Annotated in this window: 19 protein-coding genes; 7 read left to right on the forward strand and 12 right to left on the reverse strand. The window is 59.5% G+C overall.

Translation table 11 applies throughout. The features are described 5' to 3' along the window. Positions 1–168 precede the first annotated feature (168 nt). Positions 169–3,267: a multidrug efflux RND transporter permease subunit gene (locus ACIQU2_RS19540; RefSeq protein WP_403143409.1), complete on the reverse strand. Its 3,099-nt coding sequence runs from the start codon at positions 3,265–3,267 to the stop codon at positions 169–171. Between the two features lie 15 nt (positions 3,268–3,282). Continuing rightward, complete coding sequence (locus tag ACIQU2_RS19545; RefSeq protein WP_347805171.1) at positions 3,283–4,440, reverse strand: efflux RND transporter periplasmic adaptor subunit; 1,158 nt, start codon at positions 4,438–4,440, stop codon at positions 3,283–3,285. A gap of 266 nt (positions 4,441–4,706) precedes the next feature. Here ACIQU2_RS19545 and ACIQU2_RS19550 point away from each other — a divergent pair, with 266 nt between their 5' ends. The 3 genes from ACIQU2_RS19550 (at position 4,707) to ACIQU2_RS19560 (ending at position 9,149) form a co-directional block, all read left to right on the forward strand. Further along, positions 4,707–5,408, forward strand: a complete 702-nt coding sequence (locus tag ACIQU2_RS19550; RefSeq protein ID WP_008155184.1) for a response regulator transcription factor — start codon at positions 4,707–4,709, stop codon at positions 5,406–5,408. A gap of 4 nt (positions 5,409–5,412) precedes the next feature. Further along, on the forward strand, positions 5,413–6,714 hold the full coding sequence (locus tag ACIQU2_RS19555) for an ATP-binding protein (RefSeq protein WP_403143411.1): 1,302 nt from the start codon (positions 5,413–5,415) through the stop codon (positions 6,712–6,714). 164 nt (positions 6,715–6,878) lie between these two features. Beyond that, complete coding sequence (locus ACIQU2_RS19560; protein ID WP_403143413.1) at positions 6,879–9,149, forward strand: hypothetical protein; 2,271 nt, start codon at positions 6,879–6,881, stop codon at positions 9,147–9,149. 239 nt (positions 9,150–9,388) lie between these two features. Here the strand turns inward: ACIQU2_RS19560 and pncA are convergent, their stop codons facing one another. The 4 genes from pncA to ACIQU2_RS19580 are packed head-to-tail and all read right to left on the reverse strand — an operon-like array spanning position 9,389 to position 11,930. Continuing rightward, the gene (gene pncA, locus ACIQU2_RS19565; protein WP_347805169.1) at positions 9,389–10,018 is read right to left on the reverse strand and encodes a bifunctional nicotinamidase/pyrazinamidase; all 630 of its coding nucleotides are present in this window, start codon (positions 10,016–10,018) and stop codon (positions 9,389–9,391) included. Between the two features lie 50 nt (positions 10,019–10,068). Beyond that, the gene (locus tag ACIQU2_RS19570) at positions 10,069–10,845 is read right to left on the reverse strand and encodes an anti-sigma factor family protein (RefSeq protein WP_403143415.1); all 777 of its coding nucleotides are present in this window, start codon (positions 10,843–10,845) and stop codon (positions 10,069–10,071) included. After that, entirely contained in the window at positions 10,842–11,339 is a 498-nt protein-coding gene (locus ACIQU2_RS19575) for a sigma-70 family RNA polymerase sigma factor (RefSeq protein WP_403143435.1), read from the reverse strand. Before ACIQU2_RS19575 ends, ACIQU2_RS19570 begins: the two co-directional genes overlap by 4 nt. A 54-nt stretch (positions 11,340–11,393) precedes the next feature. After that, positions 11,394–11,930, reverse strand: coding sequence for a hypothetical protein (locus ACIQU2_RS19580; protein WP_403143416.1), 537 nt, complete (start codon positions 11,928–11,930; stop codon positions 11,394–11,396). A 137-nt stretch (positions 11,931–12,067) separates the two neighbouring features. On the opposite strand from ACIQU2_RS19580, the gene ACIQU2_RS19585 reads away from it, so the two are divergent. Then, positions 12,068–12,841, forward strand: a complete 774-nt coding sequence (locus ACIQU2_RS19585; RefSeq protein ID WP_403143418.1) for a methyltransferase domain-containing protein — start codon at positions 12,068–12,070, stop codon at positions 12,839–12,841. A gap of 139 nt (positions 12,842–12,980) precedes the next feature. Here the strand turns inward: ACIQU2_RS19585 and ACIQU2_RS19590 are convergent, their stop codons facing one another. The 4 genes from ACIQU2_RS19590 to ACIQU2_RS19605 all read right to left on the reverse strand — a co-directional run bounded on the left by ACIQU2_RS19590 (position 12,981) and on the right by ACIQU2_RS19605 (position 15,939). Then, positions 12,981–13,934 (reverse strand): D-2-hydroxyacid dehydrogenase family protein, encoded by a 954-nt coding sequence (locus ACIQU2_RS19590; RefSeq protein ID WP_403143419.1) that lies wholly within the window; start codon positions 13,932–13,934, stop codon positions 12,981–12,983. A gap of 13 nt (positions 13,935–13,947) precedes the next feature. Further along, positions 13,948–14,973, reverse strand: coding sequence for an alpha/beta fold hydrolase (locus ACIQU2_RS19595; protein ID WP_403143421.1), 1,026 nt, complete (start codon positions 14,971–14,973; stop codon positions 13,948–13,950). 85 nt (positions 14,974–15,058) lie between these two features. After that, positions 15,059–15,493 (reverse strand): YqaA family protein, encoded by a 435-nt coding sequence (locus ACIQU2_RS19600; protein ID WP_403143422.1) that lies wholly within the window; start codon positions 15,491–15,493, stop codon positions 15,059–15,061. Continuing rightward, positions 15,493–15,939 (reverse strand): DUF411 domain-containing protein, encoded by a 447-nt coding sequence (locus ACIQU2_RS19605; RefSeq protein ID WP_403143424.1) that lies wholly within the window; start codon positions 15,937–15,939, stop codon positions 15,493–15,495. The genes ACIQU2_RS19600 and ACIQU2_RS19605 overlap by 1 nt, the downstream gene beginning before the upstream one ends. Positions 15,940–16,064: 125 nt before the next feature. Here ACIQU2_RS19605 and ACIQU2_RS19610 point away from each other — a divergent pair, with 125 nt between their 5' ends. After that, complete coding sequence (locus tag ACIQU2_RS19610) at positions 16,065–16,271, forward strand: hypothetical protein (protein WP_403143439.1); 207 nt, start codon at positions 16,065–16,067, stop codon at positions 16,269–16,271. A gap of 264 nt (positions 16,272–16,535) precedes the next feature. Then, positions 16,536–17,066: a hypothetical protein gene (locus ACIQU2_RS19615; protein ID WP_134420076.1), complete on the forward strand. Its 531-nt coding sequence runs from the start codon at positions 16,536–16,538 to the stop codon at positions 17,064–17,066. Positions 17,067–17,115: 49 nt separating this feature from the next. Here the strand turns inward: ACIQU2_RS19615 and ACIQU2_RS19620 are convergent, their stop codons facing one another. Then, positions 17,116–18,111, reverse strand: coding sequence for an aldo/keto reductase (locus ACIQU2_RS19620; RefSeq protein ID WP_403143426.1), 996 nt, complete (start codon positions 18,109–18,111; stop codon positions 17,116–17,118). A 118-nt stretch (positions 18,112–18,229) separates the two neighbouring features. Between ACIQU2_RS19620 and ACIQU2_RS19625 the strand changes: the two genes are divergently transcribed. After that, positions 18,230–19,156 (forward strand): LysR family transcriptional regulator, encoded by a 927-nt coding sequence (locus ACIQU2_RS19625; RefSeq protein ID WP_403143428.1) that lies wholly within the window; start codon positions 18,230–18,232, stop codon positions 19,154–19,156. On the opposite strand, the gene ACIQU2_RS19630 is transcribed toward ACIQU2_RS19625, so the two are convergent. Next, positions 19,145–20,155, reverse strand: a complete 1,011-nt coding sequence (locus ACIQU2_RS19630) for a GNAT family N-acetyltransferase (protein ID WP_403143437.1) — start codon at positions 20,153–20,155, stop codon at positions 19,145–19,147. The two genes, ACIQU2_RS19625 and ACIQU2_RS19630, sit on opposite strands and share 12 nt — an antisense overlap. Positions 20,156–20,161: the final 6 nt, after the last annotated feature.

Raw genomic sequence — 20,161 nt, forward strand, 5'->3', positions numbered from 1 at the left:
TTTGCAAACACCTTAGCCCAGCGCAGTTCGTTGTGACCACTGGTGAAACCAATGAGGATCCCTGTGGGAGCGAGCTTGCTCGCGATAGCGGCATAACAGCCAACATGGGTATCGACTGTTATGGCCTCATCGCGAGCAAGCTCGCTCCCACAGGGTAGGTGGTGTGGGTTAGAGGTCGTTATGCCGCTTGCGGACCAATTTCATCACCACCACAAAAAACACCGGCACAAACACCACCGCCAGCGTCGCCGTGATCATCCCGCCAATCACCCCCGTACCGATGGCCTGCTGACTGGCCGAACTGGCACCGGTGGCAATCGCCAGCGGCACCACGCCGAGGATGAACGCCATCGACGTCATCACGATCGGCCGCAGTCGCAGGCGCGCGGCTTGCAGGGTGGCGTCGATCAGGTCATGGCCTTCGTCGTACAGGCTCTTGGCGAATTCGATGATCAGGATCGCGTTCTTCGCCGACAGCCCGATGATGGTGATCAATCCAACCTTGAAGAACACGTCGTTGGGCATCCCGCGAAAAGTCACGGCCAGTACCGCGCCGAGCACGCCAAGCGGCACCACCAGCAGCACCGAGGTCGGAATCGACCAGCTCTCATACAACGCGGCCAGACACAGAAACACGATCAATAGCGACAGCCCGAGCAGGATCGGAGCCTGACTGCCGGACAAGCGTTCTTGCAACGACAACCCGGTCCATTCCTGGCCCAATCCCGCCGGCCCTTGCGCCACCAGCCGTTCGATTTCGGCCATGGCTTCGCCGGTGCTGTGACCGGGCGACGGTTCGCCGGAAATGCTGATCGCCGGGTAGCCGTTGTAGCGAGTCAATTGCGCCGGCCCCTGGGTCCACTTGGCCTGGACGAAGGCCGACAACGGCACCATTTTCCCGACGCTGTTGCGCACGTGAATCTTCAGCAGATCGGCGACCTGACTGCGCTGATCGCCTTCGGCCTGAACCACCACCCGCTGCATCCGCCCCTGATTGGGGAAGTCGTTGATGTAGGCCGAACCGACGGCGGTGGACAGCACATTGCCAATGTCGGCAAAGGAAACGCCCAACGCGTTCGCCTGTTTGCGGTCGACTACCAGTTGCACCTGCGGCGCTTCGGCCAGCGCGCTTTCGCGCACGTTCATCAGGATCGGGCTTTTTTCGGCGGCAGCGAGCAATTCACTGCGTGCCTGCATCAGCGTGGCATGGCCAAGACCGCCACGGTCCTGCAGGCGGAACTCGAAACCGCTGGAGGTGCCAAGACCGTCAACCGGCGGCGGCAGTACCGCAAAAGCTACGGCTTCCTTGATCTGGCTCAACGCGATGTTGGCGCGATCAGCAATGGAACTGGCCGAGTCATCGCTGCCCCGATCAGACCAGTCTTTGAGCGTGGTAAACGCCAACGCGGCGTTCTGCCCGCTACCGGAGAAGCTGAAACCGAGAATCACCGTGCTGTCGCCAACGCCCGGCTCGTTAGCGTTGTGGGCTTCGATCTGCTCGACCACCTGCACCGTGCGGTTCTTGCTCGCACCCGGCGGCAGTTGAATGTCGGTGATGGTGTAACCCTGATCCTCCACCGGCAGGAACGAGGAGGGCAGTCGACTGAAGCACACGCCCAATCCGATCAGCAGCACGCCGTAGATCAGCAAGTAACGTCCCGTGCGTTTCAGCGCATAGGCGACCCAGCCCTGATAACGCTCGGTCAGTTGCTCGAAACGCCGGTTGAACCAGCCGAAGAACCCGCGCCTCTCGTGATGTTCGCCCTTGGCAATCGGCTTGAGCAGCGTCGCGCACAACGCCGGGGTCAAGGTCAGGGCGAGGAACGCCGAGAACAGAATCGAAGTCGCCATGGACAGCGAGAATTGCCGGTAAATCACCCCGACCGACCCCTGCATGAACGCCATCGGAATGAACACCGCGACCAGCACCAGCGTGATACCGATGATCGCCCCGGTGATCTGCTTCATCGCCTTGCGCGTTGCCTCTTTGGGCGACAGGCCTTCGGTGGCCATGATCCGCTCGACGTTTTCCACCACCACAATCGCGTCATCCACCAGGATGCCGATCGCCAGTACCATGCCGAACATGGTCAGCACGTTGATCGAGAAGCCGAGGGCCAACATGGTCGCAAAGGTGCCCATCAGCGCCACCGGCACCACCAGGGTCGGAATCAGCGTGTAGCGGATGTTTTGCAGGAACAGGAACATCACCGCAAACACCAGCAACATCGCCTCGCCGAGGGTGTAAACCACCTTGGTGATCGAGACTTTGACGAAGGGCGAGGTGTCATACGGGATCTTGTATTCCACGCCAGCCGGGAAGTAGCGCGCCAGTTCGTCCATCTTCGCCCGCACCAGGGTCGCGGTACTCAAGGCGTTGGCGCCCGGTGCCAACTGCACGCTGACGGCGGTCGACGGTTTGCCGTTGAGGCGGGTGGAGAACTGGTATTCCTGACTGCCGATCTCGACGCGCGCCACGTCTTTGATGCGCACAGTTGAGCCGTCGGGATTGGCTTTCAGGACGATGTCGGCGAATTCTTCCGGTGTCGACAACTGGCCTTTGACCAGAATGGTCGCGGTGATTTCCTGAGTGGTGCGGGTCGGCAAGTCGCCGATGCTGCCCGCCGACACTTGCGCGTTCTGCGCGACGATGGCGGCATTGACGTCGGCCGGGGTCAGGTTGAAACCGATCAGCTTTTGCGGGTCGATCCAGATCCGCATGGCCCGTTCGGCACCGTACAGCTGCGCCTTGCCGACGCCGTCCAGACGCTTGATCTCGTTCATCACGTTGCGCGCCAGGTAATCGCTGAGCGCCACGTCGTCGAGCTTGCCGTCGCTGGAGGTGAGGGTGATCAGCAGCAGGAAGCCGGCGGAGACTTTCTCCACCTGCAAACCCTGCTGTGTCACCGCTTGAGGCAGACGCGACTCGACCACTTTCAAGCGGTTTTGCACATCGACCTGAGCCATTTCCGGATCGGTGCCCGGCTGGAACGTCGCGGTGATGGTGGCGCTGCCGAGGCTGCTCTGGGATTCGAAATACAGCAGATGGTCAGCGCCGTTGAGTTCTTCCTCGATCAGGCTGACCACGCTTTCGTCCACGGTTTGCGCCGAAGCACCGGGGTACACGGCGTAGATTTCGACTTTCGGCGGCGCTACGTTGGGGTATTGCGCCACCGGCAACTGTGGAATGGCCAGGGCGCCGGCCAACAGGATGAACAGGGCAACCACCCAGGCGAACACCGGGCGATCGATAAAGAACTGCGGCATAAAGAAGCGTCCTGCTTACTGACCAGAAGCCTGGGCAAGTGGAAGAGGGGTGTCGTCGATCTGCACCTGTTCGCCGGGACGAGCGTGCTGCAGGCCTTCGGTGACGATGCGATCACCGGGCTTGAGGCCGCCGGTGACGATCCAGCGATCGTTCTGCACGGCGCCCAGTTCGACCGGTTGCTGGCCGACCCGCTGTTCGGCGTCGAGCAACAGCACTTGGGCGATGCCGGCACTGTCACGCTGAATGGCCCGTTGCGGCACGCTGATGCCTTGGTGATTGACCGCTTGCTCCAGACGCACGCGCACGAAGCTGCCCGGCAGCAAGTCGAGGTCGGGGTTGGGGAATTCGCTGCGCAGAATGATCTGGCCGGTGCCGGGGTCGACGGTGATGTCGGCGAACAGCAACTTGCCGGGCAACGGATAGAGACTGCCGTCGTCCTGGATCAGCGTGGCTTTGGCCTGGTCCTGACCGACCTGCTGCAACTGGCCGGAACGGAACGCCCGGCGCAGGTCGTTGAGTTCGCGGGTCGATTGGGTAAGGTCGGCGTGGATCGGGTTCAGTTGCTGAATCAATGCCAGCGGTGTGGTTTCGTTCTGCCCGACCAGTGCGCCTTCGGTCACCAACGCGCGGCCGATGCGCCCGGAGATCGGCGCCGTGACCGTGGCGTAACCCAGGTTGAGTTTCGCCCGTTCCACGGCGGCTTTGTTCGCAGCGACGTCGGCAGCCGTTTGCCGGGCACTGGCCCGGGCGTTGTCATAATCCTGGCCGCTGATGGCATTGCCTTCGATCAACTGCGCGTAACGCTGCTCTTGCAGGCGCGCCTGGAACGCATTGGCTTCAGCCTTGCGCAGCGCCGCTTCAGCGCTGTCCAGGTCTGCCTTGAACGGCGCCGGGTCGATACGGAACAACACTTCGCCTTTTTTCACATCACTGCCTTCACGGAACGCCCGTTGCAACACCACCCCGGCAACCCGGGCGCGGACTTCGGCAATGCGTGGCGCGGCAATCCGCCCGCTCAGTTCACTGGTGATCGACAGGGGGCTGGCTTGGATGGTTTCGATGCGAACCGTGGCCAGAGGCGCCTGTTCTTCGGCCGTCGAGGCCTTGTCACAAGCGCTCAGCGTCACCGCCAGTGCAATCAGGCTGAGCCTGGCAAGCAGATTCTTTGACATGTAATACCCCAATAATGACCCCCCGCATCCTACGGGGAGGCGACGAGGGTAGCGGTGAAGCTTTGTAGGCGCTGTGTGAAATTGTGTAAGGGTTTTACTCAGGCATGGGCGAGGGCGTATATCCTTGGCGACTTGATTTTTTCTGCGACTGTTATGCCGCTATCGCGAGCAAGCTCGCTCCCACATTTGAAATGCATTCCCCTGTGGGAGCGAGCTTGCTCGCGAAGAGGCCCTAAGCATCGCCACAGCACTTTCTGGAACACCCCATGCCCAACATCCTCCTGGTCGAAGACGACACCGCGCTCTCCGAATTGATTGCCAGTTACCTGGAACGCAACGGCTATAGCGTCAGCGTGATCAGCCGTGGTGACCATGTGCGCGAACGTGCGCGGGTCAATCCGCCGGACCTGGTGATCCTCGACCTGATGCTGCCGGGGCTCGATGGCCTGCAAGTATGCCGCTTGCTGCGCGCCGATTCGGCCACGTTGCCGATCCTGATGCTCACCGCCCGCGACGACAGTCACGATCAGGTGCTGGGCCTGGAAATGGGCGCCGACGACTACGTCACCAAACCCTGCGAACCGCGCGTGTTGCTGGCCCGAGTGCGGACGTTGCTGCGGCGCAGCAGCCTCACCGAACCGCAGACGGCCAACGACCGCATTCTGATGGGTAATCTGTGCATCGACCTGTCCGAGCGCACCGTGACCTGGCGCGAGCAATTGGTCGAACTGTCCAGCGGTGAATACAACCTGCTGGTGGTGCTGGCCCGGCATGCCGGCGAAGTGCTCAGTCGCGACCAGATTCTGCAACGCCTGCGCGGCATCGAGTTCAACGGCACCGACCGCTCGGTGGACGTGGCGATTTCCAAGCTGCGGCGCAAGTTCGACGACCACGCTGGCGAGGCGCGCAAGATCAAGACCGTGTGGGGCAAGGGTTATCTGTTCAGCCGTTCCGAGTGGGAATGCTGAGTCGATGTTCAGAATCCTGTTTCGCCTGTACCTGGTGACCATCGTTTCGTACAGCGCGGCGATCTATCTGGTACCTGACGTGGTGATCAAGGTCTTCCAGGAGCGCTTTGTCACCTACAACCTCGATTATTCGCGCGGGCTGCAAACCCTCATCGTCAAACAGTTTCACGCCGTGCCCCCGGAGCAGTGGTCGGCATTGGCCGCGGAGATGGACAAGGAATTCCAGCCGCTGCACATCGTGCTCACCGGTAACGACGATGCTGATTTCACCCCCGATGAGCGCAAGCGTTTGCAGCGTGGCGAGAACGTCGTGCGCATTGGCGACTGGGGCTGGCGCACCCTGGCGGTGTCGCCGCTGAACGAGCGGACGGTGGTGAAGATGGTCGTGCCGCCGGACCCGATGGACGTCAGCCTGTTGTACTGGAGCATCAACGTGCTGATCGGCGCGACCATGCTCGCCTGCCTGTTGCTGTGGCTGCGCCCGCACTGGCGCGACCTGGAACGCCTCAAAGGTACGGCTGAACGTTTCGGCAAGGGCCACCTGAGCGAGCGCACACAGATTCCCCAAAGCTCCAACATCGGCAGCCTGGCCAATGTCTTCGACACCATGGCCGGCGACATCGAGAACCTGCTTAACCAGCAGCGCGACCTGCTCAATGCCGTCTCTCACGAATTGCGCACGCCCCTGACACGACTGGATTTCGGCCTGGCGCTGGCACTGTCCGACGATTTGCCAGCCGCCAGCCGCGAGCGTCTGCAAGGTCTGGTTGCGCACATTCGCGAACTCGATGAGCTGGTGCTGGAACTGCTGTCCTACAGCCGCCTGCAAAACCCGGCGCGGCTGCCGGAGCGGGTCGAGGTGTCGCTGGATGAGTTTATCGACAGCATCCTTGGCAGCGTCGACGAAGAACTGGAATCCCCGGACATCGTTATCGATGTGCTCCTGCACGGACAACTTGAACGCTTCGCCCTCGACCCAAGGCTGACTGCCCGCGCTATTCAGAACCTGCTGCGCAATGCGATGCGCTACTGCGAAAAACGCATTCAGATTGGTGTGCGGGTGTGTGCCAAGGGGGCTGAAATCTGGGTGGACGATGACGGGATCGGTATTCCGGATGAGGAGCGTGAGCGGATTTTCGAACCGTTCTATCGGCTGGATCGCAGTCGGGATCGGGCCACTGGCGGGTTTGGTCTGGGGTTGGCCATCAGTCGTCGGGCGTTGGAAGCACAGGGCGGCACGCTCACCGTTGAAGCGTCGCCGCTGGGTGGGGCACGGTTCCGTTTGTGGTTGCCAGCTACGGCTTGAATCGAGAACACCCGAATCGACGGACGGTAGTGATTGTCGGGCTGTTTTCGGCCTGACCTGTCACATTTGACAGTAGCCAGACAGGCGCCATGGATGTTCCATAGCCTCCACAGCCTTCCACCTTTTCCATCCCCGGAACGCTGCCAATGACAGGGAGCGCTTCCATGACCGACATGTCCGTACTGACGCTATACGCGCCACGAATTCCAGGCTGGAAAGATGTTGTGCCTGGCGCAATCAACGCTCACGGCGGGATTCCACTGGCGCTGACCTATCTCTATCCCGGACAAGGGGTAAAAGTACTGGTCGACGCTTATCTGGAACAATTGGCCGAAGACAGCATCGATCTTTACCTCAATGGCGTTGTGGTGGATGTGGCTATCGTCAAGTCCACGACGGACAAGCTGTTTAGCCTATACCTGCCCGTAAAAGCGCTGCTCGACGGACTCAATACCCTCCACTACACCGTCCGGCGCGGCTCGGAGAATATCGACTCCTCGACGACGTTGCGGGCGTGGTTCCACAAGCTACGTCCAGGACTCAAGGACCTTGAAGGTAACCACGAGTGGCACTCGGAACTGGCGATCAATGTGTTGCCGCCCAACGTGCTGGACGACGGGGTAGACCCTGAACAGGCCCGGCAAGGGGTGATTTGTACCGCGTCTTATCCTTTGACGAGAGCGTTCGACAAGATTCGCGTGAGGTGCGGGGGCGAAACGATCGACCACGTAGTCACCGAGGATGAGGCTAGATCTGGCGACCCCGTTCAGGTGCGGATCGAGGAAGCGGTGTTCAAAGAGGTCGGTGACACCGCGAAATGCGTTCTGACCTATACCGTATGGGACTGGATTGGCAACAGCGTTGACCTGGACGCACTCTGGTCGGCGGCCCTCGAACTGTTCGTCAGCCTGAACGGCATCTGGCTGGAACCACCGCTGGTGAGCGAAGACCCGAACGATGCCTCGGACGATCCGGACAGTATCGATTTGGGCAAGCTTGGAGGAAGGCCGGCGATTGCCCAAGTGCATGCGCAGCGGTCCTGGCAGCGCCAAGACGTTATCGAACTGACCTGCACGTTCACGTCCGCGACGGGCTCGACGGAGGTGCTGATCCTGAAAGAAACGGTCGTCAGTGCACCATTCATTTACAAACTGTCGGTGCCCCACGCTCACTTCGTGGCAGCGGTGGGTGGTTCAGCCACGTTCAAATATAAGCTGCTGCGCGCGGGCAAAGAGGTAGGCCGGTCCTTCACGACTCGGGTCGATGTGATTGGCGAGGCGCTGATCGATCTGCCGCTGGTGACGGTTGTGGGTGTACCGGGACTGGTGGTTGATCCGCTCGCCAGTTTGGCTGGCCAAATCGCGCGCGTCGAATTTGCCCAAGCGCAGACGGGCGACCAATGCCAACTCTTTGCCCGCCCCGTGACGGCGGATGGCCTGCCGACATTTACCGCCAAGGCGTTCAATGCTAATAAACGGGTCAATAACACGCTGACGATTGAAGACCTGGTTGCCCGACACGGCACGGTGATCCGCTTGCCGTGGGAACTGACGCGAAACGGCATCAAGACCCGCTCGAAACCGACATTGCTGACGGTTCAGAAAATTGCCGATGGGGATTCGAGACTGCCAACGCCGAAGGTGCCTCAGGCGCCGGATGACAAGGTGTTGGATTTGAGTAAGTTTGAAGGTGATGCCGAGGTGAGGGTGTTGCCGTGGTTGGGGATTCGGGAAGGGCAAGAAGTTGAACTGAAGTGTGTAGGGATAGATAGCGGGGGTGTTGAGTATGTGATTCCACTGTTGGAAGCACATAAAGTGACGGCGGCGGAGATGAACTCGGGGCTGAGTGTACCGGTGCCGCGGGGGAAACTGCAGGGATTGAAAAATGACAGCACGTTTAAGGTGAGTTTGAGTGGTTTGCTAGGTCAGAAAACTGATGAGGTAAGGTCGGTTCTGTTTCCGATGCGTGAATTGAATGTACGAGTTTCACCTACGATTCTCACTGAAAACTTTGATGATCAATTGACGCAAATTATAACTTCAGGTCAAGTGATTGAAACCTCAACTATGAAGATTGGGTTTTTATCAGGGAGCGGGCGGGCGGGGATTGCACGTATTCCGGGTGTGTCCTTCCCGGGGAAATTAGAACGTCAAACTTTGCATTTAAGTTATGAAAATGTAGGGCGACAACTCATTGCTTTGACCCTGAAGTATCCATGCCTTGAAGTCTCGTTCTGGTATGCGGCGATTAATTACGCCACGAATGCATATTTCTATGGGGTAAACGGCCTATTAGGGCAGCGATCTTTGCTTAGGACCGGGCCAGGTCCCAGTGAAATTGTTTTTTCTGAGCCAGGCATTGTTCGAATAGAGATCCAAAGCTCAAGTGACGACTGGTTTGTGTTAGATAACTTTTCATTTGTTTTGAGTCGTTGACTGTATCGGAACTAGCAAATAACGGGACGGATTTATTTACCGGTCAGTTAGCGTCTGCATTCTCTCGTAGATACCAGCAGCTGCCGAGCTTGCGAGGCTGCGTTCGAGGGCGAAGTCCTCGCCAACCCGGCGGATGCGGTTTTCCTGAAAGAACGGAGTGCTTGATTTTACGGCTGCTTCGCCCGAGCGCGGACCGAGCCGAACGCAGCCTCGCGCTGCTCGACAGCTGCTACAGGGGGTTAGCCTGGCACTTCGGTTGATTGAATCAACCCAACCTCAGCTCCCTGCATCCGATCGATTGCCGCGGCCAGCGAGCCTTCCAGATCAATCGCCCGACACGCATCCATCACCACAAACGCGTTAAACCCTGCCGCCCGCGCATCCAGTGCGGAAAACATCACGCAGAAATCGAGTGCCAGCCCAACCAGATAGACCGTGTCGACACCGCGTTCCTTCAAGTACCCGGCCAAGCCTGTGGTGGTCGTTCGGTCCGCCTCCAGAAACGCCGAGTAACTGTCGATGTCCGGGTTGCAGCCCTTGCGGATGATCAATTGGGCGTGGGGCAAGTGCAGATCCTTGTGCAACTCGGCACCGGGCGTGGCCCGCACGCAATGGTCCGGCCAGAGCGTCTGTTCGCCGTACGGCAGTTCAATTACATCGTAAGGCTTTCGGTCCGGGTGGCTGGAGGCGAAGGACGCATGTCCGGCCGGGTGCCAGTCCTGGGCGATGATGACTTGGGTGAATCGGGCGCCGAGGCGATTGATCAATGGGACGATCCGGTCGCCCTCCGGCACCGGTAGATGGCCGCCGGGGATGAAGTCGTTCTGTACGTCGATGACCAGCAAGGCTGTGCGTGAAGCAATCGGCATGGGTAGGTTCCTCCTTGGAAATGAGACACCCAGCATAGTGACAAAACGGATCACGCGCTAAGCCGGCCTCTCAACAATTTCGCCATGTCCTCCAGTTCCGCCACCGGGTTATGCCCGATCAACATCCAGGCATGTTGCATGTCAGCCCAATAGACAATGTTCATCCCATGCCGGCGCTCGCGGGTGAAATGCCGGCTGCCGCTGTTGGAGCGGGTGACGCACAGCGCCATGGGGCCGTGCGCCGGGTCCAGGTAGGTGATTTGGGCAATGGCGACGCCGTCGTACTCGAGGATTTGCGCGCGCTTGAACTCGGAGCGTGGCAAGGCCAGTTGCGCCGGCACAAGATTCAGGCCCAGACGCGCATCGATGGTCCGCAGTTGTGCTCGCTGAGCGGCTTCGTCAGTGGGCAAGTGGTCCAGGGTTTGCGGTACGTAAAGCGACATGTACTCGGCCACTAGCCCGCGCCAGTTGGTAGTTTGCTGACTCAACTGCCAACCGAGGAACAACCGATCCGCCACCACGCCACTCAGCACCAACCCGGCGGCGGCTGCGAGAAACCAGCGTCGATTCATGGTCGGGCGTTCAGGTGAAGGCAGGGTGTCGAGCATCGATTGCAAGCGGTCCACGGGCGCCTGTCGACCCAACTCATCGTAGGCCTCCTTGAACGGCAGGCTGCTGCGGGCCAGCCATTGCAGGCGCAGGTTGAGCGTCGGGTCCTCGGCAATGGCCGCGTCGATGCGAGTGCGTTGTTCGCTGTCGAGCTGGTCGTCGAGGTAGGCCACCAGTTGCTCATCCGAGGGTATCGTCGGGCGTGCGTGATCATTCATCGACGTTCTCCAGTGGAAGGGTTCGGCACGGTGTGCAATGGCGGGTACTCGGCCAGTTTCGCGCGTGCAGCGGCCAGGCGACTCATGACGGTGCCGATGGGCACGTCCAGCACGTCGGCCACTTCGCGGTAGGACAAACCTTCGACATAGGCGAGAAACACTGTTTCCCGCTGGGTTTCGGGCAGGGCATCCACACGCCTGATCACCTGAGCCGCGAGGACATGGGTTTGCGCCGCGTATTCACCGTCGAACGACAAAGCGTTGTCGGCATCCACCAGCCCCTGTCCATGACGCACTCTTCGGGAGCGAACTTCGTTGAGCCAGATCGAATGCAGAATACTCAGCAACCAGCGGTCCATGCGGGTGCCCGGGACAAACTGCCCGGCTCGCTCGAGTGCCCGCACGCAGGTCGCCTGCACCAGGTCTTCGGCGACATGCCGTTGCCGGGACAACAGCAGGCCGTAGCGCCATAAACGCGCCAGGTGCTGGCCCAGTTCTGCCCGTATTGCCTGATCGCTGGCGATGGCGACCTCCGTCTGCTCGGTGTGTCAGGTTTTCGATGAATCGTTGATGGCTTCGGCCAGGTCCTGGTATTCCTCGCAGGTGTTGCTGCCGCAGATGGTTTTGATCTGCTGCAACTGCTCCTGAGCGAGGTCCCGCCGACCTTTGATCACATACGCTTCGCCGAGGTATTCGCGAACTTGCGCGTAGTGTGGGTCAAGTTTGACCGATTGCAGGTAATAACCGATGCCTTCGTCGGTGCGCCCCAGTTTACGCGTGGCGTAGCCGCGATAGTTCAAGGCCTTGGCGGTGTTTGGCTGTTTGAGGGTGTCGAGCAGGGCCAGCGCTTCCTTATAACGACCGTCCTTGGCCAGGCGATAGGCATAATCGGTGCGATCGGCGTCCGGTACCAGGCTGCTGGTTTGCTTGAGGCATTTCTGCTGCTTGCTGTCCCAGACCTGGCCTTTGGGGCAATTGGGTTTGGCAGGCTCTTCTTCGTCGTCGCCGTTAGCCAACGCAAGCGAGCTGGAGAACGCGACGGCGAGCAACAGCGGGGCGGTGAAAACAGCAAAACGGATAGTCATGGGCAATTCTCCTGGTCGGTGAGAGATGAACACCACAGGGTGAACAATTATTCATTTCTTTCTGGCGGTCTGTGCAAGGAAAGCTCAAATCGAGGCGCTATGCTCGACAGCATTCGTTGTCGATCTGGAGCACTGCCATGAAAGATCAGGTCCATCACTCGGCGGCTGCCGGCTATAAAACCGGCGCCGAGATCTACGTTCGCGGTCGTCCGGACTATCCGCCGCAAGTGGCCGATTGGCTGACGGGCACTCTTGGTTTGCACGCGGACAAAGCCGTGGTTGATCTGGGCGCCGGCACTGGCAAGTTCACCGGTCGGCTGGTGGCGACCGGTGCGCAAGTGATTGCGGTGGAGCCAGTGGCGCAGATGCTCGAGAAATTGTCCGAAGCCTTCCCAGAAGTGCTGGCCGTCAGCGGCACCGCCATGGACCTGCCGCTGCCGGATGCGTCGGTGGACGTGGTGATCTGCGCCCAGGCGTTTCACTGGTTTGCCAGCACCGAGGCACTGACCGAAATTGCCCGTGTACTCGAACCCGGCGGCAAGCTGGGGCTGGTGTGGAATCAGCGCGATTCCCGGGTGAGTTGGGTGCCGAAACTGGATGCGATCGTCAATGCGCTGGAGGGCGATACGCCGCGCTATTACACGGGACCCTGGCGGCAGGCGTTTGCGCATGCGGCGTTCGGATCGCTGGCGGAACAGCGTTTCAGCCATGGGCATATAGGTTCGCCGGAAGATGTGATTTTCAACCGCGTGCGCTCCACCAGTTTTGTGGCGGCATTACCAGCGGAGGAGCGGGCGAAGGTTGACGAGCAGATCAGGGCGATGATCGCGGCGGAGTCTGACCTGCGTGGGAGAGACGTAGTCACGGTGCCCTATGAGACGGCGGCGTTTGTGGCGGTGAAAGGCGGTTAGCCAGACCGCAACTTTGTGGGAGCGAGCTTGCTCGCGATGGCGGACTTTCAGCCAACATTGACTTTGAATGTGTCGGCCCCATCGCGAGCAAGCTCGCTCCCACAAGGTCTGCGGTGTGCAAGTGCTTAACTGATTGCTATCAGCTCAGTACGCGAATCGGCTCTCCCGCTGACCAGGCCTGAATGTCCTCAATCATCTGCGAAAAGAACTGGTGGTAGTTCTGCTGGCTGACATACCCGACGTGGGGCGTGGCCAGCACATTGTCCAGGGTTCTGAACGGATGATGAGGCGGCAAGGGTTCTTGCTCGAAGACATCCAGCGCAGCGCCTGCCAGTCGCCGTTTCTGCAACGCCTTGATCAACGCGGCCTCATCGACAATCGGACCACGGGCAGTGTTGACCAGCAGCGCCGAGGGTTTCATCCAGTCCAGCGCCTGGGCGTCCACCAAGCCTCGGCTGCGATCGCTGAGCACCAGATGGACCGACAGCACGTCGGCCTGTTCGAACAGTTCCTGTTTGCTGACGTAGGTCACGCCGACTTCGGCTGCGCGCTCGGCGCTCAGGTTCTCGCTCCAGGCAATCACCCGCATGCCGAACACCTGACCGAACTGGGCAACGCGAGTGCCGATGCTGCCCAGACCCAGGATCGCCAGGGTCTTGCCGTGCAGGTCGCCACCCAGGCATTGCTGCCATAAACCGGCGCGCAGGGCGTTGGCTTCGACCACCAGGTTGCGGGTCGCCGCCATGATCAGCGCCCAGGTCAGTTCCGGCGCGGCGTGCTTGTAGCTGTCAGTGCCACAAACCTGGATACCCTGCGCGGCGGCGGCTTTCAGGTCCAGGGCGGCGTTACGCATGCTGCCGGTGACCAGCAGCTTGAGTTTCGGTAAGCGCCGCAGCAGGTCCTCATCGAACCGGGTGCGCTCGCGCATCACGCAGATCACCTCGAACTCGCCCAACCGTGCCGCCAGGGTTTCGTTGTCGGCAGGGTAGTCATGGATGAAGCTTACCTGGCCGATGAGGTCCAGCACCGACCAGTCCACCACATCACGGGCCACGTCCTGCCAGTCATCAATCACCGCAATCTGCACTGCCATCACCCTTACCTCATCAATGAACGGGGTTGGTTTTGTTCAGCCAGGCGAGCAGGGCCTGGTGGAATTGCGCCGGTTCTTCCATTTGCGGCGCGTGGCCCATGCCGGGGAATTCAACCAGGGTCGATTGGGGAATCAGTTTCGCCACCTGCTTGCCGAGCACGTCGTAGTGACCGATTTTCGCCTTGACCTCGGGCGGTGCGATGTCGCTGCCGATGGCCGTGGTGTCGGACGTACCGATCAGCAGCAGGGTCGGCACCTTCAGGTCCTTGAACTCGTAGTACACCGGTTGGGTGAAGATCATGTCGTAGATCAGCGCCGAATTCCACGCCACCTGTGTATGCCCCGGTCCTTTGTTCAGCCCGGCGAGCATGTCTACCCAGCGATCGAATTCCGGCTTCCAGCGGCCGCCGTAATAGGTGTTGCGTTCATAGGTGCGGATGCCGTCGGCGGTGAGTTTCAGCTCGCGTTCGTACCATTGATCAACCGTGCGATAGGGCACGCCGAGGGCTTTCCAGTCTTCCAGGCCGATGGGATTGACCAGTGCCAATTGTTCGACTTGATCGGGGTATTGCAACGCATAACGAGTGGCGAGCATGCCGCCGGTGGAATGCCCGAGCAAACTGGCCTTCTGAATGCCGAGGGCCTTGAGCAGTTGCTGGGTGTTGGCCGCCAGTTGCTGGAAGCTGTACTGATAATTGTCGGGTTTGCTGGAGGTGCAGAAACCGATCTGATCCGGGGCGATGACCCGGTAACCGGCCTCACTCAGGGCCTTGATCGAAGTGTCCCAGGTGGCACCGCAGAAGTTTTTGCCGTGCATCAGCACCACGCTGCGTCCATTGGCCTTGCCGTGGGCGGCGACATCCATGTAACCCATTTGCAGGGATTTGCCCTGGGACTCAAAGGCGAAATGCTTGACCGTGTAGGGATACTCGAAACCTTGCAGCTCCGGTCCGTATTCCGGGCCTTCGGCGTGGGCGATGACAGGCAATGCAGCGGTCAGCAGCAGGCCGGGCAGCCAGCGGGAGCGGGTGAGGGACATGGGTGAACTCCATTGGAAATCGGCCGATGCTGGATCGGCATGATTAGGGCGACATTAAACACAGGCAATCGCCGTGGATAATCGTTCAACCCATCCAGCCCAATGTGGCCATGGCCAACACACCATAACGGGCGCCTTTGGCAAGGGTCACGATCAGCAGGAATCGCCCCAGCGGCTCGCGCATCACGCCGGCCACCAGGGTCAGCGGATCACCGATCACGGGCACCCAGCTCAGCAGCAACGACCAATGACCGTAGCGCTGATATTGGACTCGGGCTTTTTCCAGATGGCGCGGGCTGACCGGAAACCAGCGCCGATCACGAAACCGCTCGATACCGCGCCCCAGCCACCAGTTCACCAGCGACCCCAGAACATTGCCCAACGTCGCCACGGCGAGCAGCGACCAGAGCCAATACTTGCCGCTGAGCAACAGCCCCACCAACACCGCTTCGGACTGCAAGGGCAGCAAGGTTGCCGCACCGAATGCGGCGAAGAACAGCCCGATGTACGCACCGAACATCAATGGGCGGGGTAGTCCGCCACTACCACGTCAGTGCCGTCTTTTTTCAGACCGATCACTTGATACGCATCGCTCATGCCGTCCATTTCCATGCCGGGTGAATCCATGGGCATGCCGGGGGCGGCAACGCCCAACAGATCGTCGCGCTTGCTCAAGGCCAGCACCTGATCGGCGGGGACATGACCTTCAACGAATTTGCCGTTGATCAAGGCGGTATGGCACGACGCCAGACGCGGAGGCACGCCGTGCTGTTGCTTGAACTCGCTCATATTGGCTTCGACGTGATCCTCGACTTTGAAGCCGTTAGCTTCCAGATGGCTGATCCATTTTTTGCAGCAACCGCAATTGGCATCGCGGTGAACCTCGATCGGGATCAAGTTGGCGGCCTGGGCCAGGGAGGAAATGAACAGGGCGCTCAGGGCGACCAGACGCAGGTGGGTTCGCATGGGGAATCTCGTTTCGAATTGCGGCCAAGAAAATGCATTCTGACCATTTTAGCCAGCATCGAGGCAGGAGATTGTTTCGAAGTAATACGAGTTTCAGCAGCCACGCATTCTTTGTAGATACCGTCTTGAACCTCACCGGGCAAGCGCAAGTTTCGGGTCATAGGGTTGGCCTGACCGCTTTTCACCCGTTCGTCGACCATGTGGCGGATTTGCACCATGCTGCGGTTGATCTCTTCGGTCACCGCGCTTTGCTGCTCGGCGGCCGTGGCGATCTGGGTGCTGAGGCGACCCGGCAGGACGGTGTCGATGGCGAAGTTGTCGAGGTGTCGTAATGGATACAAACTAACTAACCAACAGGTTAGTAGTACATATTTAGTGTCTGTACCACTTTCTGAATTAATGTATAGACCAATGAAACAGGACTCTTGCCCGGTTGTATCGTAAATGTACAAGAATTGTAAAAAGTCGGAAATAATTGTTGGTGTGGCTAGTGGCCAGGCTGATACTCGCGCGCTCTAAACCAGATTAAACAAGGAACTTTTTATGGTCGCCTCACACGGACGTCTGCATCAGATAGCGCAGTCGGGAGTTCGGTCATGACTATCGGCTATACCGGGGCCTGGACGGCCAAGGCAGGGTTGCTGGTCAAGGACACGGCGGGCGGCAAGCCTGTGACGCATAACGCCAGGGTCAAGCAGATGCTGGCATTGGTGGGTACCAATCCAACCTTGCTGAACACCGCGAAAATGGATGAGCAGAAACTGCACAGAAACATCAAAGGCTTCGACCCGGAAAACGTCACCCCCAAACAGCTGGGCAATCTCAGTGCCTTCTTGAGAGGCAAAGGCCTGATTTCCGATATTACGTCGATGACGCTAATGAATGCCGGTGACAAGTTTGACCGGTTTGGGATACAGAAAGACCCGGATGCGAAATTCAACGCACTGGAGTATTTCGCCACCCAACTGGACACCATTCAGAACAACAGTATCAGGGGTGACAAGTACGCCGTGGGCCTGATCCCTGAATACAAAACGGCGATCTACGTGCTGCAGAATTTACAAACTTACGGCAAGGGTAACGGCACGACGGTGCCGACCGACAAGGGCGTCAGCTCCAAGGCGTGAAGCCCGATTGTCCTGGCCCACTCAACTTGTCGAATGGGCCAGGTGTCGGTTACCGGTCAAGCAACTTCATGACTTCCTCCGGGTAACGTAAGCCAGCCGTGGCATTGGCCGGGAATATTGCTTCCAGCGCTTGCAAGTCGTCGCCGCTAAGCTTCACATCCAGTGCGGCCACATTTTCTTCCAGGTATTTACGCTGTTTGGTTCCCGGAATCGGGATCACGTAATCACCCTGAGCCAGTACCCATGCGAGCGCCAGTTGGCCGGCGGTCACGCCTTTTTCTGCGGCCAGGTCCTGCACTTGCTGCACCAGCAACAGATTTTTGGCGAAATTCTCGCCTTGAAAACGCGGGCTGAAGCGCCGGTAGTCGTCTGCCGCGAAATCATCAGGACTTTTCAGCGCTCCGGTGAGAAAGCCACGACCCAAAGGGCTGTAGGGGACGAAGGCAACCCCCAGACGCTGACACGCGGCCAGACAACCGTTTTCCTCTTGATCACGGCTCCACAACGAATACTCACTTTGCAGTGCACTGATCGGATGAATCTTGTGTGCCCGCTCAAGTGTTGCGACCGAGGCTTCGCTCAAACCCAGGTACCGAACCTTGCCGGCTTTCACCAGGTCGGCCATGGCGCCGACGGTTTCCTCGATGGCCACCTGCGGATCGATGCGGTGCTGGTAGTACAAATCCAGGGTTTCGACACCGAGGCGCTTGAGGGTGCCGTCGATAGAGGCGCGAATGTACTCCGGTCGGCCGTTGACGCCCCGCGCAACCGGATTGGCCGAGTCGCGGACGATACCGAATTTGCTGGCCAGAAACACCTGGTCGCGTTTGCCGACGATGGCTTTGCCGATCAGTTCTTCGTTGGTGTGCGGGCCGTACATGTCGGCGGTGTCGAGCAGGTTGATTCCCAGTTCCAGCGCGCGGTGCAGAGTGGCCGTGGCTTCGCGTATGTCCACGCCAGTCGTGTAGAAATCGGTCATGCCCATGCAGCCCAGACCAATCGCGCTCACTAGTGGACCGTTTTTGCCCAGTTGTCGTGTTTGCATGAAATCAGCTCCCTGTGAGTGTGGAGTCCATTGTTGACCTCGACAGAAACAAGATAAACCGGCTAAAACTGCTATCACTGTTCGTAATTTCTAAATAATCAGCCGGTAAGCAAAAGCAATGGACCGTTTTAACGCGATGCGCGTGTTCACCCGAATCGTCGAACTGGGAGGCTTTGCCAAGGCGGCGGATAGCCTGCAATTGCCCCGGGCCTCAGTGACCATTCTGATCAAGCAGCTGGAGGCGCATCTCGGTGTGCAGCTGCTGCAACGCACGACGCGGCAGATCAGCCTGACGCTCGACGGTGCGGCCTATTACCCTCGTTGCGTGCGGTTGCTGGCGGACCTGGAGGAAACCGAAGCGGTGTTCAGCGCTGCACGCAACAACCCCAAGGGGCTGTTGCGCGTGGACATGCCGGCGGGCGTGGGACGGTTGATGGTGATCCCGGCATTACCGCAATTTACTGCTCGATATCCCTTGATCGAGCTGGAAATCGGCTTGAACGACCGGCCTGTCGACCTGATACGCGAAGGCGTCGATTGCGTGTTGCGGGGCGGCGACTCACTGGACGATTCACTGGTGGCGCGGCCGTTGGCCATGCTGGACCAGGTCACCTGTGCCAGCCCTGACTACTTGAAGCGATACGGAACGCCCCAGTGCCTGGCTGACCTTGAGGGTCATCAGATGGTGGAGTACTTCTCCAGCAGCAACGGCAAACGGTATGGGCTGGAGTTTATGGTCAATGATCAGGTTCAGCTCATTGATCTGCCTAAGCAAGTTTCGGTCAACAACGCCGATGGTTACCTGGCCGCTTGTGAGGCGGGATATGGTTTGGTCCAGACCCCGTATTACCACGTTGCCCGCCAGCTGAGCGAAGGCCGTTTGTGTGAGGTCCTCAGGACGGTGCCGACGCCGGGGATGCCGCTGACGGCGCTCTACCCGCCACACCGCCAGTTGTCCCGGCGGGTGAGGGTATTTGTCGACTGGCTGGTGGAGATTTGCGCGCAGCCGGGCAATGACTTTTATCGAATAGACTCACGCGGCTGAGCGGGCTCTGTTCAGCGCTTCGGCGCTACTCTGCGTGTTAACGTTTTGCTGTAAATCGTCATGCAAGCGTTGCATGTGCGGGCAGTGCAGGTTGAGGTGTCGAGACTGCGCCCCTCGATGAAACAATGCGAACCACCCATTGGGGTTTGATGTAGGCATCACCCCGGTAAAGGTGAAGCCAAGGGCCGCCAAATTGCGAAAGTCCTGGGCAAAGTGCCGTGATAACTGAAGTTTGGCCGAGATCAGCCAGTGCCTGGGCAATTGCCGGATCTGCTCAAGCAGACGTTTGGTCAAACGCTGAATGACCATGTCGAATCTTTTATGGTGTTGCTTGAGTTGCAAGGGCAGAGAAGACAACGGCGTCGTGTCCGGATGAGTCCCGAACACGGAACACACGTGCTGCATAAACCCCCGGCAGCTGTCAGGCCATGGGATGTCGGGGAGTGGACGCGTATGTCCTTCGACTACATGACAACCCATCACGATGGTTTCCGGCAGCGGCTCAGCGAAGGGCGAAGGGACGTAGTCAGGAAGCAAACCCGTGCTGTGGAAGCCGATGTTTGCTGCCATGCGTTGCGTGTAGGGATGGTGTGTCACTTGTTTGATCGAGACGCTCTTGAACCCCATGGAACCTGACCGCGACAGCAACTCCCGTCCCAGACGGGTCGCGATACTCTGCCCCTGCGCGGCGGGATGCACCACACTGAGGGCCAGCTCGGTGGTGTCCGCAGGTGTGTCATGGCACAACGCGGCATGCCCCAGAACGCGCACGTCGCCCACCGCCAGCATCGACTTCCAGCGCCCCTCGGCATTGTGCTGATTGATCATATTCGGCAAGTAAACATCCGGCTGAACGTAATGATCGCCATAGACCTCGCGAAACAACTGGCTCACGGCACGTGCGTCGGATGTAACCGCTCCATGAACCCCACATTCAAAGCCAGCAGTTGATCCCCGAAGCTGTACTCCGTTTTCTCTCTGGAGCCAGCACGTCATGATGCGACC

Origin of the sequence: Pseudomonas sp. NPDC098740, from assembly GCF_044760065.1 — a bacterium.
Lineage (GTDB): Bacteria > Pseudomonadota > Gammaproteobacteria > Pseudomonadales > Pseudomonadaceae > Aquipseudomonas > Aquipseudomonas rossensis.